We start from the raw sequence: 17,266 nt of genomic DNA on the forward strand, positions 1-17,266 counted from the left end.
TCGTCCTGATGCAACGTCACCGGGTGTCGCGCCGTGAAAGCGGGCATTGTGTCACTGTGCGACATCCAGGCGCGGTGGCGCGTTTCCGGTTGTCCGAAAGTCTGCCCACCGGGTGGGCCCCGGCATACCCTGGAGCGCAACAGAGTGTCAGCAGGGGTGGGGGCACCGGCTGAGCCGGTACTCCGCGGGGTCGCTCCATGCCCGGCAGCTGTCGGTACCGGCACGGTGCCTCACCGTAAGGCGGCCTGACGGGGCGGGCCCGACGGAGGACAGGGCTTATGGATCGTACGACCGGCGGTGCGCCCACACGCCCGCCGCAGGGGGTGGCGGGTGCGGTCCTGCTGCTCGGCGTGCTGCTGGCCGGTGCTGCGCCGCTCATCCCGCTGGCCGTCCTGGTCTACCGGTACGAACCCGAACTGCTGCCGCTGTTCGCGGTGCCGCTGGCGGTGCTGGTCGCCGCCTGGCGGATCGCCCGCGACCGCGCCCGCGACCAGCTGACCGACCCGCTGACGGACCTGCCCAACCGTCAGGCCCTGCTGATGGCGGCACAGGAGGCGATCGCGGAGCGCGAGGACGGCTACAGCGTCGGTCTCATCCTGCTCGACCTCGATCGGTTCCGGTCGCTCAACGACACCCTCGGCCACACCGCCGGGGACCGGCTGCTGGTGCACATCGCCCGCCGGCTGCACCGCGCGCTGCGCTCCGGCGGCCCGGCCGGCAGCGCCACCCGGGAGTCCATCGACGACGTCTTCGCCGGCCTGCCCCGGCACTACCGGCGCGGCCGCCCGATGGTGGCCCGGATGGGCGGCGACGAGTTCGCCGTGCTGCTGCCCGGCATCAACTGCCCGGACAGCCTGGAGCGGGTCGCCAAGGCGCTGATCGCCGAACTCGCCGCACCGATCCGACTGGACGGGCTGCTGCTGGTGCTGGAGGCCAGCGCCGGGGTCTGCGTCTACCCGCAGCACGCCCAGGACGCCGAGTCGCTGCTGCGCCGGGCCGACGTGGCGATGGGCCACGCCCAGCGCGGCTGCAGCGGCGTCGCCCAGTACGACGAGACCCAGGACGCCGACACGCCCTACCGGATAGGGCTGCTGGGGGACCTGCGCCGGGCCCTGGAGACCGGCGAGGTGCAGCTGCACTACCAGCCGAAGGTGGCCTTCGACGGCCGGGTGGTCGGCCTGGAGGCGCTGCTGCGCTGGGAGCGCCCCGGCCAGGGGCGGGTCTCGCCGGACGAGTTCGTCGGGCTCGCCGAGTCCAGCGGCCTGATGCCGCGGCTCACCGACTACGTGCTGGAGGCGGCGGTCGGCCAGCTCGCCTACTGGCGGGACCAGGGCCTGCAGGTGCAGGTCGCGGTCAACGTCTCGCCGCGTGACGTGCTCAACCCGGGCTTCGCCCAGCGGGTGGCCGGCCACCTCGTCCGCCACCAGGTGCCGGCCCACGCGCTCCAGTTGGAGATCACCGAGCGGCTGCTGCTGGACGACTCCCGGCGGGCCGCCGACACCCTCGCCGAACTGCGCGGCTACGGCGTCGGGATGTCCCTGGACGACTTCGGCACCGGCCACTCCTCGTTGGTGCGGCTGCGCAGCCTGCCGGTCGGCGAGCTGAAGATCGACCGCTCGTTCGTCTCCCGGATGGTCGCCGACGACCACGACGCGGCGGTGGTCCGCTGCTCGGTGGAGCTGGCGCACTCGCTGGGCCTGACGGTGGTCGCCGAGGGCGTCGAGGACGACGAGACCTGGGAGCGGCTGCACTGCATGGGCGTGGACGCCGTCCAGGGCTGGCTGGTGTCGGCCGCGCTGCCGGCCGAGCAGGCCACCGCCTGGCTGCGGGTGCACCGCACCGGGGCCCCGCCGGTGGAGCGGCTGGCCACCCCGTCGGGTCAGCTGCCGTCCGGACTGAAGGCGGTCCAGGGCGGGTCCGCGCTGCCCGGCCAGTCGGTGCTGCCGCCGGCCCGCAAGGCCGTCCACCCGGTGCCGGTCGTGCAGGGCGTCCCCGCGGTCCAGGGCGTCCCGGTCGCGCAGGCCGTCCCGGTCGTGCCGCCGGCCGTCCAGCCCGCCGTGCCGCCGGTGCTGCCGCCGGCCCTCCCCCCGGTGCTGCCGCCGGCCGCGCAGGCGGTCCAGGGCGCGGCCGCCGTCCATCCGGTGCCCGTCGTCCATCCGGTGCCCGCCGCGCAGGCCGTCCAGACCGCGCCCGTGCCGCACCAGATGCCCGGCGCACCGCGGGAGATCAAGGCGCCGGGGGCGCAGAGTTGGGCCCGCAGCGGGCCGCAGTGACGGCCGCGCGGCTCACTCGTTGGCCGGTGGCCGGGCCGGGCCCCATAGGATGGGGTCCCAAGACCATGAGGAAGGAGCGCCGGGACCGGCTGCTCCTGCCCGGGCCCGGTGCCGCCTGAGGGTGGCGGCGGGCCTCACCAGAACTCACCCTGAGGATCGCTGCATGCCTGGCATCACGCGCGAGGAGGTCGCCCACCTCGCCCGGCTGTCGCGTCTTGAGCTGAAGCCCGAAGAGCTGGACCACTTCGCCGAGCAGCTCGACGTGATCATCGGCGCGGTCGCCCGCGTTTCCGAGGTCGCCGGACAGGACGTCCCGCCGACCTCCCACCCGCTCCCGCTGACCAACGTCATGCGCGCGGACGAGGTGCGCCCGTCGCTCACCCCGGACGAGGCGCTGTCCGGCGCCCCGGCCGCCGAGGAGCAGCGTTTCCGTGTGCCGCAGATCCTCGGGGAGGACTGACCGAGATGACCGAGATGACCCCCACTCCGATCATCAGGTGGACGGCCGCCGAGACGGCCGCCGCCATCGCCACCGGCGAGGTGTCCGCGGTCGAGGTCGCGCAGGCGCACCTGGACCGCATCGACGCCGTCGACAAGAAGGTCAACGCCTTCCTGCACGTCGACACCGAGGGTGCGCTGAGCGCGGCCCGGGCCGTCGACGAGAAGCGCGCCAGGGGCGAGGAGCTGGGCCCGCTGGCCGGTGTCCCGCTCGCCCTGAAGGACGTCTTCACCACCAAGGGCGTGCCGACCACCTGCGGCTCCAAGATGCTCGAGGGCTGGATCCCGCCCTACGACGCCACGCTGACCAGCCGTCTCAAGGACGCCGGCGTCGTCATCCTCGGCAAGACCAACATGGACGAGTTCGCGATGGGCTCCTCCACCGAGAACTCGGCCTACGGCCCGACCGGCAACCCGTGGGACCTCTCCCGGATCCCCGGCGGCTCCGGCGGCGGTTCGGCCGCCGCGCTGGCCGCCTTCGAGGCCCCGCTGGCGATCGGCACCGACACCGGCGGCTCGATCCGCCAGCCGGGCGCCGTCACCGGCACCGTCGGCGTCAAGCCGACCTACGGCGCGGTGTCCCGCTACGGCCTGGTCGCCTTCTCCTCCTCGCTGGACCAGGGCGGCCCGTGCGCCCGCACCGTGCTGGACGCGGCGCTGCTGCACGAGGCCATCGCCGGGCACGACCCGCTGGACTCCACCTCGATCGACGCGCCCGTCCCGGCCGTGGTCGAGGCCGCGAGGATGCGCGACGTCCGCGGCATGCGGATCGGCGTCGTCAAGGAGTTCTCCGGCGAGGGCTACCAGTCCGGCGTGATGCAGCGCTTCGACGAGTCGGTGGAGCTGCTGCGCGAGCTGGGTGCCGAGGTCGTCGAGGTCTCCTGCCCGTCCTTCACCCTGGCGCTGCCGGCGTACTACCTGATCGCGCCCAGCGAGTGCTCCTCCAACCTGGCCCGCTTCGACGCGATGCGCTACGGCCTGCGGGTCGGCGACGACGGCTCCCGCTCGGCCGAGGAGGTCACCGCGCTGACCCGCGAGGCCGGCTTCGGCGACGAGGTCAAGCGCCGCATCATCCTGGGCACCTACGCGCTGTCCTCGGGCTACTACGACGCCTACTACGGCTCGGCGCAGAAGGTCCGCACGCTCATCTCGCGCGACTTCGACGCGGCCTTCGCCGGCGTGGACGTGCTGGTCTCGCCGACCACGCCGACCACCGCCTTCCCGATCGGCGAGCGCGCCGACGACCCGATGGCGATGTACCTGGCCGACCTGTGCACGATCCCGTCGAACCTGGCGGGCAACGCGGCCATGTCGCTGCCGGTCGGCCTGGCGCCGGAGGACAATCTCCCGGTCGGCCTGCAGATCATCGCACCCGCGATGGCGGACGACCGCCTGTACCGCGTGGGCGGCGCCGTCGAGGCCGCACTCAACGACAAGTGGGGGCACCCCCTGCTGGAGGAGGCACCGGCACTGTGAGCAAGATCGAGAAGGCCAAGGGCTTCAAGCACTCGAAGCCCGGTCTGTGGCTGTCCATCGGCACCAGCGCCTTCGGCGCGATCTCCGTGGCCAAGGACGTCCGGAAGGCCCGCGAGGAGAGCGACACCCTCAAGCTGGTCAACGCCCTGGTCGGCGCCGCCGCGCTGATCACCGGCACCGCCCTGCTGGTGCGCGAGCTGCGCCGGCTGGGCTCCGACGACGTGCTGCTGGGCTGAGCTGAGCGCCCCGGCCCGGCCCCGCGCGAGCGGCGGCCGGGCCCGTACCTCCCAAGACTTTTAGTGAAGGGGACGCTGTGAGCGTCATGAACCTGGTCTCCTATGAGGACGCTCTCGCGTCGTACGACCCGGTGATGGGCCTTGAGGTCCACGTCGAGCTGGGCACCAAGACCAAGATGTTCTGCGGTTGCTCGACCGAGCTGGGCGCCGAGCCGAACAGCCAGACCTGCCCGACCTGCCTGGGCCTGCCCGGCTCGCTGCCGGTGGTCAACGCGATCGGCGTGGAGTCGGCCGTCAAGATCGGCCTGGCGCTGAACTGCGAGATCGCCGAGTGGTGCCGGTTCGCGCGGAAGAACTACTTCTACCCGGACATGCCCAAGAACTTCCAGACCTCGCAGTACGACGAGCCGATCGCCTTCAACGGCTACCTCGACGTGCAGCTGGAGGACGGTTCGACCTTCCGCGTGGAGATCGAGCGCGCCCACATGGAGGAGGACACCGGCAAGTCCAGCCACGTCGGCGGCGCCACCGGCCGCATCCACGGCGCGACCCACTCGCTGCTGGACTACAACCGGGCCGGCATCCCGCTGATCGAGATCGTCACCAAGCCGATCGTCGGCGCCGGCGAGCGCGCCCCCGAGGTCGCCCGGGCGTACGTCGCCGAGCTGCGCGAGCTGATCAAGGCGCTCGGCGTCTCCGAGGCCCGGATGGACAAGGGCCAGATGCGCTGCGACGTCAACCTGTCGCTGCGCCCGAACGGCACCGAGACCTTCGGCACCCGCTCGGAGACCAAGAACGTCAACTCGCTGCGCAGCGTGGAGCGGGCGGCCCGCTTCGAGATCCAGCGGCACGCCACGGTGCTGACCGACGGCGGCACCATCGTCCAGGAGACCCGTCACTTCCACGAGGAGGACGGCAGCACCACCTCCGGCCGGATCAAGGACAACGCCGAGGACTACCGCTACTTCCCCGAGCCGGACCTGGTGCCGGTCGCGCCCGCCCGGGCGTGGGTCGAGGAGCTGCGGGCGGGCCTGCCCGAGCTGCCGCGGGTGCGCCGCGCCCGGCTGCAGGCCGAGTGGGACCTGTCCGACAAGGACATGCAGGCGGTGCTGAACGCCGGCGCCGTCGAGCCGATCCAGGAGACCATCGCCGCCGGCGCCCCGGCCGACCAGGCCCGCAAGTGGTGGATGGGCGAGCTGGCCCGCCGCGCCAACGAGACCGGGACGGAGCTCAGCGAGCAGCCGATCACCCCGGCGCAGGTCGCCCGGGTCACCGCGCTCGTCGCCGAGGGCAAGCTGAACGACAAGCTGGCCCGTCAGGTCATCGAGGCCGTGCTGGCCGGCGAGGGCGAGCCGGACGAGGTCGTCGAGAAGCGCGGCCTGGCCGTCGTCTCGGACGACTCGGCGCTCGGCGCCGCGGTCGACCAGGCCATCGCCGAGAACGAGGCGATCGCCGCCAAGATCCGCGACGGCAAGGTCGCGGCCGTCGGCGCGCTGGTCGGCGCGGTCATGAAGGCCACCCGCGGCCAGGCCGACGCCGCCCGCGTGAAGGACCTGATCCTGGAGCGCCTCGGCGTGGAAGGTCAGTAGGCACTGTCTGGAGCGCCTCGGCGTGGAAGGTCAGTAGGCACCGTCTGGAGCGCCTCGGCGTGGAAGGTCAGTAGGCACCGTCTGGAGCGCCTCGGCGTCTCCGCCTAGAGGACCCTAGGGACTTCCTAAGGCATCTAAGGCGTCTAAGGCCCCCTAAGTAGGGTCTAAGGCCCGGTTTCACCTCCGAATCGGAGTGAGGCCGGGCCTTTGCCGTGTTCCAGGGGCCCGTCTAAGGCATCCGGGGCCCGGAAGATCGGTCAGGCTTCCGATGTGGCGACCCCCGCTGGGGGAGGAAGCTCTTACTCGACAGCGAAACGCAGTGCGAAACCCGAAGTGGGGAACCGAAGTGATCGAGTACGAGCTCATCCAGCAGCAGGGCCTCGAGCTTGCCGCCCGCGCCGAGCACCAGCGCCTGGTACGCGAGGCCAAGGAGGCGCGCCGTCTGCGGCAGCGTCCGGTGGCCGCCCGCTTCCAGCGGCGCGCCGTGCGCCAGCGCGAATGCTGACGGACCGGCACCACGTCGGTGCCGAAGGGATTCCGGAGGGGGAGGCGCCGCAGACGAGCGCCTCCCCCTCCGGGCTTCCAGCGGGCGGGATATCCCCTCGGCCCGCCGGGTCCGGCTATGGCATGCTCGCCTCCATGCAGCAGATATCGGTGAGTCCCGTCTTCGTCGGTCGCGGCAGCGAGATCACCGAACTGACCGTCGCCCTGCGCAGGGCCGGCACCGGCAGCCCGCAGGCCGTCCTGATCGGCGGCGAGGCAGGCGTCGGCAAGACCAGGCTGCTGGAGGAGTTCCTGCAGCGGGCCGCGGACGGCGGGGCGCTCACCACACTCGGCAGCTGTCTGGAGGTCGGGGCCGAAGGCCTGCCCTACGCCCCGCTGGCCACCGCGCTGCGCCGGCTGCACCGTGCGCTGGGCGCCGAGTTGGAGGCCGCGGCGGCCGGCAGCGAGGGCCACCTGGCGCGGCTGCTGCCCGAGTTCGGCGATGCCGACGGCGAACCCAACGACGAGTACGGCCGGGCCCGGCTGTTCGAGCACACCGCGAGGCTGTTCGAGCGGCTCGGCGCGGAGCGTACCCTCGTGCTCGCCGTCGAGGACCTGCACTGGTCCGACCGTTCCACCCGCGAGCTGCTCGCCTTCCTGGTCCGCACCCTGCACCGGTCCCGGGTCCTGCTGATCGCCACCTACCGCACCGACGACCTGCACCGCCGGCACCCGCTGCGGCCCTTCCTCGCCGAGCTGGAACGGCTGCGCACCGTCCAGCGCCTGGAGCTGGCCCGGTTCGGCCGCCGCGAGGTCGCCGCCCAGCTGGCCGGCATCCTCGGCACCGCCGTCCCCGACCGGCAGCTGGTGGACCGCATCCACCGCCGCTCCGAGGGGAACCCGTTCTTCGTCGAGGAGTTGGCCACCGCCTTCGAGGACGGCTGCGGCGCCGGGCTCACCGACTCGCTGCGGGACATCCTGCTGGTCCGGGTGGAGACCCTGGACGAGGAGGCCCAGCGGGTGGTGCGGATCGCCGCCGAGGGCGGCTCGCACGTCGAACACGCCCTGCTGGCCGCCGTCCTGGACGACGACGAGGAGGCGCTGATCGAGGCGCTGCGGGCGGCCGTCGGGGCCAACATCCTGCGCCCGGACGGCGACGGCGAGGGCTACCGCTTCCGGCACGCGCTGGTCCGCGAGGCGGTCTCGGACGACCTGCTGCCGGGCGAGCGGCACCGGATCAACCGCAAGTTCGCGCTCGCCGTCGAGGCGCAGCGGCACCTGGTCTCCTGCGACGCGCTGCCGGCCCGGCTGGCCAACTACTGGTACCACGCGCACGACCCGGCGAAGGCGCTGCCCACCGCGCTGGACGCGGCCCGGGCCGCCCGCCGCCGCAACGCCTTCGCCGAGCAGCTGGGCATGCTGGAGCGGGCGCTGGAGCTGTGGGACATGGTCTCCGAGGACGTGCTGGCGCACACCCTGCGCCCGTACGACTGGGCCGAGACGTACCCGCCCGGCTCCTGCGACCACGGGGCCGCCGACCCGGAGTGCGACCGGATCCAGCTGATCGACGTGCTGGCCGAGGCGGTGGTCGCGGCCCGGCGCTGCGGTGACCGCGAGCGCGGCCTGAGCCTGGCCAAGCGCGGGCTGCGGCTGGTCGACGAGTCGGTGCACCCGGTGCGCGCGGCCTGGTTCCGGATCAACCGGGCCCGGATGCTGGGCAACCTGCGCCGCTCCGGCGACGACGAGGAGATCCTGCACGCGCACCGGCTGGTCGAGCACCTGCCGCCGTCCGCCGTCCAGGCCGAGGTGTTCGCGCTCGGCGCCGGGGTGGCGATGCTCAAGAAGCCCGGCCCCGAGCACATCGAGCTCGCCCGGCGGGCGATCCGGATCGCCGAGGAGGTCGGCGCGCACTCGGTCGAGGTGCACGCCCGGATGACGCTCGGCGGCCTGCGCTACGACGTCGAGGGCGACGCCGAGGGCGGGCTGGCCGAGCTGGCCGGCGCGGTCGAGCGGGCCCGCCTGCTGGGCGTGCCCGACCTGCTGCTGCGAGGCATCAACAACCTGGCCAGTCTGCAGCGCGGGCTGGGCCGGTCCGAGGAGGCGGTGGCGCTGGCCCGCGAGGGCCTGGACTACGCGGACGGCAGCGGGCTGCTGCGCAACATCGGCACCATCCTCACCGGCAACCTGGCCGAGGCGCTCACCGACCTGGGCCGGGTGAAGGAGGCCGACGAGGTGCTGTCGGCCTGCGAGCTGACCAGCCTGAGCGGCACCCACGCCGAGTTCCTGGACCGGATGCGCGGCGAGCTCGCCCTGCTGCGCGGGGACCTCGCCGGGGCGGCGACCATGCTGGCGCAGGCCCGGGCGGCCAACCGGGTCGGCCAGCTGCAGCACAGCGTGCCGATCAGCCGGCTGGCGGTGCGGGTCGCCGCGCTCGGCGGGCGGCCGCTGGAGGCCCGGGCCGAACTGCTCGCGGCGCTGGCCGAGGACGCCCGGCCAGGGTACGAGTCCGACGTCTACCCGCTGCTGGTGGAGGCCGCCGCCGTGGAGGCGGACAGCCGGGGCCTGCCGGAGGCCGGGCCCGGCCGGGCCGGGGTGCTGGCCGCGATCGCCGCCGCGGCGGCCCGGCTGCGCCCGCGGGCACCGCTGCACGACGGCTGGGCGCTGCTGCTGGCGGGTGAGCTGGCCCGTGCGGAGGGCGCCGACACCCCGGAGCACTGGGCGGCCGCGGTCGCCGTGCTGCGGCCGACCGGTCTGCCGTACCCGCTCGCGGCGGCCCTGCTGCGGGCCGGCGAGGCGGAGGTGCAGGCCGGGCGGCGCGAGGCCGGGGCCGAACTGCTGCGCGAGGCGCGGGAGCTGGCGGCGGCCCGGGGGGACCGCCCGCTGCTGGCGGAGATCACCGGGCTGGCCGACCGGGCCGGGCTGGCGCTGGCGCCGGCCGCGGCCGGGGGAGCGGCCCCGGCGGCATCGGTGGCGGTGCCCGTGCCCGGGGAGTCCTTCGGGCTCACCCCCCGTGAGCGGGACGTGCTCCGGTTGCTCGCGCGCGGCTGGACGAACCGGCAGATCGCCGAGGAGCTGTACATATCTCCGAAGACCGCGAGCGTGCACGTGTCCAACATCCTGGGCAAGCTCGCGGTCGGCGGCCGGGGCGAGGCGGCCGCGCTGGCGCACCGGTTGCGGTTGTTCCCGGACGACCTGACCCCGGCCGGCCGCTGATCCACGCCCGGCCGCCGGGCCCCCGACCGCCGCGGTCCGGGCGGTCCGGCGGCCGGGCGCCGTCACGTGCTCCCGTGCGCGCCGCGTGAGCCCCTCCCCGCGCGCCGCCGCCAACCGGGCCGATCCGCCGGATTAAGGTGCTTTACCCCTCCTCCTCGCCATTACTCTAAGTTGAGTGTGCGTGTCATTGAGTGACGGATTTGGTGTAGGGTCCCGACTGGGAACATCGGTGCGGTGCGGCGGCCGGAAGGCCGCCCGCCCCCTGGGCCACCGTCCTGACGGGGCGCCAGGCCGCCGCGTACGGCCGAGAGGTGCGCGGCCGGTGGCCCGTGGCCGGGGCGCCAGGCCCCGCGCCGGAGGGGGAGAGGCCGAGTGAGCTCCACCGATACGGTGCTGCCCGGAGCCGGACGGTCGGGTGCGCCGCCCGCCGACGCGTCCGGCACCGACCCGGCCGGACCGGCCCGCAGCCGCCCGCTGCGCCGGCTCCGGGAGAGCCGGGCGCTGCCCGGGCTCGCCCTCGGCGCGCTCTGCCTGGCCTACGCCCTGGGCGCGGCGGCCGGCTGGGGATCCCGCCAAGTCTCCAACTTCATGGGGGACTTCGGACTGGCCGCGGCAGCCCTCGCGGCCGCGCTGTCCTGTCTCGTGTACGGCTGCACCGTCGGCGGGCACGCCCGCCCGGCCTGGCTGCTGTTCGGCCTCTCCTCGCTGATGGTCGCCTTCGGCAACGGCACCTGGGGCTGGTACGAACTGGTCGCCGGGACGGACCTGCCGAAGGACTCGCTCGCCGAGTACGCCTTCCTGATGTTCGCCCCGCTCGCCATCACCGGCCTCCTGGTGCTCGCCCAGCGCCCGCGCTCCGCCGCCGGCTGGCTCTGCCTGCTGCTCGACGGCTGGTTGATCGCCGGCTCGCTGTTCACCCTCAGCTGGAGCCTGGCGCTCGGCCGGATCGCCGCCGGCGAGGACGGCTCGCCGCTTCGCCTGGCGCTCAACCTCGCCTACCCGGTGCTGGACATCCTGCTGGTCAGCCTCGTGGTCGGGCTGCGCTTCGGCGGCCGGGACGGAAACCGGGCCGCGGTGCACACCGCGATGGTGGCGCTCGCCGTCACCGTGCTGTGCGACGCCCTGTTCACCTCCCCGGAGCTGCGCAGCACCTACCACTCGGGCGGACTGCTGGACGCCGGCTGGTTCTCCGGCAGCCTGCTGCTGGCCTGGGCGCCGTGGTCGCAGCGCTGGCGCCGTCCGCTGCGCGAGCACCCCTCGGCCGGCGGCCCGCCGCGCCGCCGGGTGGCCACCACCTTCAGCGCGCTGACCCCGTACGCGGCCGCCGCGGTCTGCACCGCCGGGATCCTCTACAACGCCCTCGGCGGGCGGCAGTTGGACCGGGTGGTGGCCGCGGCCGCCTGCACCGTGGGGCTGGCGCTCATCCTGCGCCAGGGGGTGATGCTGCTGGACAACCTGTCGCTCGCCCAGGAGCTCGGCCACAAGGAGGCGCACTTCCGCTCCCTGGTGCAGGGCTCCAGCGACGTCATCATGATCGCCGGCGCCAACGGGGTGCTCTCCTACGTCTCCCCGGCCGCGCTCGGCGTCTACGGCCGGGACCCGGAGGAGCTGGTCGGCGGCAACCTGCTGGACCTGGTCCACCCCGAGGACGTCGACCGGGTGCTCGCCGAGGTCCGCCGCTACCTGGCGCGGGTCCGGCTCACCGCCCACCGCTGCCCGGGCACCGCCGAGCCGTCCGCCCGGGTGGAGTGCCGGATCAGCTCCGGCGGCGGCGAGTGGCTGCACGTCGAGTCGACGGTCAGCCGGCACCGCGACGGCCTGATCCTCAACAGCCGGGACGTCACCGAACGGGTCATGCTCCAGGCGCAGTTGCAGCACAACGCCTTCCACGACCCGCTGACCGACCTGCCCAACCGGGCGCTGTTCGCGCAGCGGCTGCGGGCCGCCCTGGCCGCCCGCGGGCAGCAGGGCGAGGCCGGCGCCGGGGTCGCGGTGCTCTTCCTCGACCTGGACGGCTTCAAGGCCGTCAACGACACGGCCGGCCACCAGGTCGGCGACGAGCTGCTGGTGCAGGCCGCCCGCCGCCTCCAGGGGGCCGTCCGCTGCGGGGACACCGTGGCCAGGTTCGGCGGCGACGAGTTCGCCGCCCTGGTCTGCGGCCCGCTCGGCCGCCTCCAGGTCCAGGAGCTCGCCGAGCGGCTGCGGGTCGCGCTCTCGGCGCCGTACTGGATCGGCGGCGCCGAACTCGGGGTCGCCGCCAGCATCGGCATCGCCTTCGGCACCCCCGAGCGGGGCCCGGCCGCCGACCCGAAGGCCGCCACCGACGAGCTGATGCGCAACGCCGACCTCGCGATGTACCGCGCCAAGTCCGAGGGCAAGGGGCGCGTGGTGCTCTACGCCCCCGCCATGCGGGCCGACCTGGAGCGCCGCACCGAGCTGGAGGAGCGGCTGCGGGTCGCCGTCCGGGAGGGCGGCTTCACCCTGCTCCACCAGCCCGTGGTGGACCTCGCCAGCGGTGCGGTGACCGGGGTCGAGGCGCAGGCCCGCTGGCGCTCGGCGGGCGGACTGCTGCTCACCCCGGCCGAGTTCCTGCGCTCGGCGGAGTACGGCGACGCGGCCACCCGGTTCTCCCGCTGGCTGGTCCAGGAGGCCGTGACGGCCGCCGCGGCCCGGCGCGGGGGGCCGGGCCGCAGCCGCACCGGGCCGGCCTGCGTCCCGGTGGCCGTCCGGCTCTCCACCGAGCGGCTCTGCTCACCCGGCCTGTACGAGACGGTGGCCGCGGCCCTGCGCGACAGCCGGCTGCCGGCCGGCGAGCTGGTGATCGAGGTGGCCCGGATGGGCCCGGACCCGCTCGCCGACGAGCTGGGCCGCCGGCTGGCCGCGCTCCGCCGCCTCGGGGTCACCACCGTGCTGGCCGGCTACGGCGCCGGCAGCGGCTCGCTCGGGGCGCTGGCCCGGCTGCCCCTGGACGGTCTCAAGCTGGACCGCTCGCTGGTCCGGGACCTCGGCGAGTCCGCGCTCAGCCGCACCCTCGCCGGGCACGCCCTGCGGCTCGGCCGCGACCTCGGGCTGGTCACCGCCGCGGAGGGGGTGGACCTGCCCCGGCAGGTCGCCGCGCTGCAGGAGCTGGGCTGTCGGCAGGGCCAGGGCTCGGCCTTCGCGCCCCCGCTGGACGAGACCCGGCTGCGCCGGGCGCTGGTGCGCCGCGGCTACCCGCTGCCGAGACCGCTGGGCTCGGTCTCGGCCCGGCGGGCGTACCTGGCCGCGGACACCCGTCCGGGTGTCCGCGGGGAGGGCGGTGCCGGGCGGGTCGCGCACCGCCACGGGGCCCCCGACCTGCCCGAACACCGCGCGGTGACCGGCCCGGGCTCCGGCTCGCATGGTGAGACGGCGATCCCACCTGCTTGACATGCGCCCCCGTGCAGGAGGAGGGTCGTTGCCATGCGCACCCGAATTCTCGTACTTGGCGGGCGCGTCGGCTGAGCGGGCTCGTAGGCCCTGCTCGTGACAGACCGACGCGCCACCCCTCGCATGCCCTGGGCACGAGGGGTTTTTTGTTGCACTGACGCTGTTCCACCACCGCAAAACCCTGGCCCCAAACGCTCCGGACTACCCCGATCCACCGGGGAGCGCGGGACGATTGAGGCAGAGCCGGCGATCGGCCCGGAACCGGGACCCCACCCTCGTACCACCGGGGCCCGCAGCCACCGGGCCGGCAAAAACCCGAGAAGAGACAGGCAGATGACCGAGCACGCCGCATCCCCCCGCCGCGGGGACAACCCGGCCGCCCACGCTCCCGCTCCCCAGCACGTCGTCGAGACCATGACCGGCGCCCAGTCGCTCATCCGCTCGCTGGAGGCCGTGGGCGCGGACACCGTCTTCGGCATCCCGGGCGGGGCCATCCTTCCCGCGTACGACCCGCTGATGGACTCCGCCAAGGTGCGCCACATCCTGGTCCGGCACGAGCAGGGTGCCGGGCACGCCGCCACCGGATACGCCCAGGCCACCGGCCGGGTCGGGGTCTGCATGGCGACCTCCGGCCCCGGGGCGACCAACCTGGTGACCCCGATCGCCGACGCCTACATGGACTCGGTGCCCGTCGTCGCGATCACCGGCCAGGTCGCCTCCAAGGCGATCGGCACCGACGCCTTCCAGGAGGCGGACATCTGCGGCATCACGATGCCGATCACCAAGCACAACTACCTGGTCACCGACCCGGCCGAGATCCCCCGGGTGATCGCCGAGGCGTTCCACATCGCCGCCACCGGCCGCCCCGGGCCGGTCCTGGTCGACATCGCCAAGGACGCGCTGCAGGCCACCACCACCTTCCGCTGGCCGGTGGAGACCTCGCTGCCCGGCTACCGCCCGGTCACCAAGCCGCACGCCAAGCAGATCCGCGAGGCCGCGAAGATGCTGGTGAGCGCCAAGCGCCCGGTGCTGTACGTCGGCGGCGGCGTCATCAAGGCGCAGGCCACCGCCGAGCTGCGGATCCTCGCCGAGCTGACCGGCGCCCCCGTGGTCACCACCCTGATGGCCCTCGGCGCCTTCCCCGACAGCCACCCGCAGCACCTCGGCATGCCCGGCATGCACGGCACCGTCCCGGCGGTCACCGCGCTGCAGAAGGCCGACCTGCTGTTCACCCTCGGCGCCCGCTTCGACGACCGCGTCACCGGCAAGCTGGACAGCTTCGCCCCGTACGCCAAGGTCGTCCACGCGGACATCGACCCGGCCGAGATCGGCAAGAACCGCCCGGCCGACGTGCCGATCGTCGGCGACGCCCGCGAGGTGCTGGCCGACCTGATCGTGGCCGTCCAGGCCGAGTTCGACGCCGGCCACAAGGGCGACTACGCCGAGTGGTGGGAGAAGCTCGACGAGTGGAAGAAGACCTACCCGCTGGGCTACGAGGAGGCCCCCGGCGGCCAGCTCTCCCCGCAGCAGGTCATCGAGCGGATCGGCCGGCTGGTCGGCCCGGACGCGATCTACGCGGCGGGCGTCGGCCAGCACCAGATGTGGAGCTCGCAGTTCATCCGGTTCGAGAAGCCGGGCACCTGGCTGAACTCGGGCGGCGCGGGGACCATGGGCTACGCCGTCCCGGCGGCGATGGGCGCCAAGGCCGGCCGGCCGGAGGCCACGGTCTGGGCCATCGACGGCGACGGCTGCTTCCAGATGACCAACCAGGAGCTGGTCACCTGCGCCCTGAACGGCATCCCGATCAAGGTCGCGGTCATCAACAACGGCTCGCTCGGCATGGTCCGCCAGTGGCAGACGCTGTTCTACAACCAGCGCTACTCCAACACCGTGCTGCACTCCGGCCCCGACCACGACGGCATCGAGCCGCCGGCCCAGGGCACCCGGATCCCCGATTTCGTCCTGCTGTCCGAGGCGATGGGGTGCGTCGGTCTGCGCTGCGAGCGCCCCGAGGACCTGGACGCGGTGATCAAGCAGGCGATGGAGATCAACGACCGCCCGGTCGTCATCGACTTCATCGTCCACCAGGACGCCATGGTCTGGCCGATGGTCGCGGCGGGCACCAGCAACGACGAGATCCAGTTCGCCAAGGGCGTGAGGCCCGACTTCGGCGACGACCTCGACTGAGCCCGCCCCGCCACCCGACCCCACCCTTCGTTCGTCCGGCTACGCCGGGCCCCTCTGGGAACGACTGAGGAACCCCATGTCCAAGCACACCCTCTCCGTCCTGGTCGAGAACAAGCCAGGCGTGCTCGCCCGCATCGCCGCGCTGTTCTCCCGTCGGGGCTTCAACATCGACTCCCTCGCCGTCGGCCCGACCGAGCACCCGGACGTGTCCCGGATGACCATCGTGGTCAACGTCGAGGACCTCCCGCTGGAACAGGTCACCAAGCAGCTCAACAAGCTCGTGAACGTGATAAAGATCGTCGAGCTCGACCAGTCCGCTGCGATCCAGCGGGAACTGGTCCTGGTGAAGGTCCGCGCCGACAACGAGACCCGGTCGCAGATCGTCGAGATCGTCCAGCTGTTCCGTGCCAAGACCGTCGACGTGTCCCCCGACGCGGTGACCATCGAGGCCACCGGCAGCTCGGACAAGCTGGAGGCCATGCTCCGGATGCTGGAGCCTTACGGCATCAAGGAGTTGGTCCAGTCCGGCCTGGTCGCCATCGGGCGCGGCGCCCGTTCGATCACGGACCGCTCGCTGCGCGCCCTCGACCGCAGCGCCTGAAACCCCCGAGACGCGGGCCGTCTCACCAGCTGAAGCGCAACCCCACACCCCCGCCGGTGCGCCTACCGTAGGTAGTGCGCACCCGGCAACCACCACGCAAGGAGATGTGCCCCCGTGGCCGAGCTGTTCTACGAAGACGACGCCGACCTGTCCATCATCCAGGGCCGCAAGGTCGCGGTCATCGGCTACGGGAGCCAGGGCCACGCCCACGCGCTGTCCCTGCGCGACTCCGGCGCCGACGTCCGCGTCGGCCTGAAGCCCGAGTCCAAGTCCCGCGCCAAGGCGGAGGAGGCCGGCCTGCGCGTCGTCACCCCGGCCGAGGCCGCCGCCGAGGCCGACGTCATCATGATCCTGGTGCCGGACCCGATCCAGGCCGACGTCTACGAGGCGGACATCGCCCCGCACCTGAAGTCCGGCGACGCCCTGTTCTTCGGCCACGGCCTGAACATCCGCTTCGGCTTCATCAAGCCCCCGGCGGACGTCGACGTCTGCATGGTCGCCCCGAAGGGCCCGGGCCACCTGGTCCGCCGCCAGTACGAGGAGGGCCGCGGCGTCCCCGCGATCGTCGCCGTCGAGCAGGACGCCTCGGGCAACGCCTTCGCCCTCGCGCTGTCCTACGCCAAGGGCCTGGGCGCCACCAAGGCCGGCGTCATCAAGACCACCTTCACCGAGGAGACCGAGACCGACCTGTTCGGTGAGCAGGCCGTCCTCTGCGGTGGCACCGCCGCCCTGGTGAAGGCCGGGTTCGAGACCCTGGTCGAGGCCGGCTACCAGCCGGAGATCGCCTACTTCGAGTGCCTGCACGAGCTGAAGCTCATCGTCGACCTGATGTACGAGGGCGGCCTGGAGAAGATGCGCTGGTCGGTCTCCGAGACCGCCGAGTGGGGCGACTACGTCACCGGCCCGCGGATCATCACCGCCGACACCAAGGCCGAGATGAAGAAGGTCCTCGCCGAGATCCAGGACGGCACCTTCGCCAACACCTGGATCGCCGAGTACAAGGCCGGTCTGCCCAAGTACAACGAGTACAAGAAGGCCGACGAGGACCACCTGCTGGAGACCACCGGCAAGAAGCTGCGCTCGCTGATGAGCTGGGTCAACGAGAAGGCCTGACCCCGCGCGGGAGTCCGCTCCCGTTCCGCAACTCCCTTGTACAAGTAGGCTGCTCCCGTCCGGGTGATTTCGCCGGACGGGAGCAGCCTGGTACCCAGCCCGTCGATACACTTCCGAGTGCGCGTCAGGCCCACAGCGTCGTGCGTCTACCTACGCGGCATGCCACCTTCCCCCCGCCTCCACGCCACC

The 17,266-nt window shown here is 73.4% G+C and carries 11 protein-coding genes; all 11 read left to right on the forward strand.

Translation table 11 applies throughout. The features are described from left to right. Window positions 1–278: 278 nt before the first annotated feature. The 11 genes from AB0N04_RS07385 to ilvC all read left to right on the forward strand — a co-directional run bounded on the left by AB0N04_RS07385 (window position 279) and on the right by ilvC (window position 17,077). Window positions 279–2,273 (forward strand): bifunctional diguanylate cyclase/phosphodiesterase, encoded by a 1,995-nt coding sequence (locus AB0N04_RS07385; protein WP_360204795.1) that lies wholly within the window; start codon window positions 279–281, stop codon window positions 2,271–2,273. A gap of 163 nt (window positions 2,274–2,436) precedes the next feature. Beyond that, window positions 2,437–2,733, forward strand: a complete 297-nt coding sequence (gene gatC / locus AB0N04_RS07390; RefSeq protein ID WP_360204798.1) for an Asp-tRNA(Asn)/Glu-tRNA(Gln) amidotransferase subunit GatC — start codon at window positions 2,437–2,439, stop codon at window positions 2,731–2,733. 5 nt (window positions 2,734–2,738) lie between these two features. Continuing rightward, window positions 2,739–4,247, forward strand: a complete 1,509-nt coding sequence (gene gatA / locus AB0N04_RS07395) for an Asp-tRNA(Asn)/Glu-tRNA(Gln) amidotransferase subunit GatA (protein ID WP_360204801.1) — start codon at window positions 2,739–2,741, stop codon at window positions 4,245–4,247. Beyond that, on the forward strand, window positions 4,244–4,483 hold the full coding sequence (locus AB0N04_RS07400; RefSeq protein ID WP_360204803.1) for a hypothetical protein: 240 nt from the start codon (window positions 4,244–4,246) through the stop codon (window positions 4,481–4,483). Before gatA ends, AB0N04_RS07400 begins: the two co-directional genes overlap by 4 nt. Window positions 4,484–4,560: 77 nt before the next feature. Next, a complete protein-coding gene (gene gatB, locus AB0N04_RS07405; RefSeq protein ID WP_360204806.1) occupies window positions 4,561–6,072 on the forward strand; it encodes an Asp-tRNA(Asn)/Glu-tRNA(Gln) amidotransferase subunit GatB in 1,512 nt (503 codons plus the stop codon). Between the two features lie 346 nt (window positions 6,073–6,418). Next, window positions 6,419–6,577, forward strand: a complete 159-nt coding sequence (locus tag AB0N04_RS07410) for a hypothetical protein (RefSeq protein ID WP_360204809.1) — start codon at window positions 6,419–6,421, stop codon at window positions 6,575–6,577. Window positions 6,578–6,711: 134 nt separating this feature from the next. Further along, window positions 6,712–9,768 carry an AAA family ATPase gene (locus tag AB0N04_RS07415; protein WP_360204811.1) on the forward strand — a complete coding sequence of 1,019 codons (3,057 nt, stop codon included), beginning with the start codon at window positions 6,712–6,714 and terminating at the stop codon, window positions 9,766–9,768. A 474-nt stretch (window positions 9,769–10,242) separates the two neighbouring features. Then, window positions 10,243–13,176: an EAL domain-containing protein gene (locus AB0N04_RS07420; RefSeq protein WP_360204873.1), complete on the forward strand. Its 2,934-nt coding sequence runs from the start codon at window positions 10,243–10,245 to the stop codon at window positions 13,174–13,176. 333 nt (window positions 13,177–13,509) lie between these two features. Further along, complete coding sequence (locus tag AB0N04_RS07425) at window positions 13,510–15,363, forward strand: acetolactate synthase large subunit (RefSeq protein ID WP_360204813.1); 1,854 nt, start codon at window positions 13,510–13,512, stop codon at window positions 15,361–15,363. A gap of 76 nt (window positions 15,364–15,439) precedes the next feature. Beyond that, on the forward strand, window positions 15,440–15,964 hold the full coding sequence (gene ilvN, locus AB0N04_RS07430) for an acetolactate synthase small subunit (RefSeq protein WP_030302941.1): 525 nt from the start codon (window positions 15,440–15,442) through the stop codon (window positions 15,962–15,964). Window positions 15,965–16,078: 114 nt separating this feature from the next. After that, entirely contained in the window at window positions 16,079–17,077 is a 999-nt protein-coding gene (ilvC, locus tag AB0N04_RS07435; protein ID WP_360204818.1) for a ketol-acid reductoisomerase, read from the forward strand. Window positions 17,078–17,266 lie beyond the last annotated feature (189 nt).

This window comes from Kitasatospora sp. NPDC051702 (genome assembly GCF_040681575.1).
GTDB lineage: Bacteria > Actinomycetota > Actinomycetes > Streptomycetales > Streptomycetaceae > Kitasatospora.

Excerpts from the sequence above, each read along its gene's own strand:
- AB0N04_RS07415 (WP_360204811.1), top strand. The coding sequence starts at position 6,712 with ATGCAGCAGATATCGGTGAGTCCCGTCTTCGTCGGTCGCGGCAGCGAG.
- AB0N04_RS07425 (WP_360204813.1), top strand. The coding sequence starts at position 13,510 with ATGACCGAGCACGCCGCATCCCCCCGCCGCGGGGACAACCCGGCCGCC.
- gatA (WP_360204801.1), top strand. The coding sequence starts at position 2,739 with ATGACCGAGATGACCCCCACTCCGATCATCAGGTGGACGGCCGCCGAG.
- gatC (WP_360204798.1), top strand. The coding sequence starts at position 2,437 with ATGCCTGGCATCACGCGCGAGGAGGTCGCCCACCTCGCCCGGCTGTCG.
- AB0N04_RS07385 (WP_360204795.1), top strand. The coding sequence starts at position 279 with ATGGATCGTACGACCGGCGGTGCGCCCACACGCCCGCCGCAGGGGGTG.
- ilvN (WP_030302941.1), top strand. The coding sequence starts at position 15,440 with ATGTCCAAGCACACCCTCTCCGTCCTGGTCGAGAACAAGCCAGGCGTG.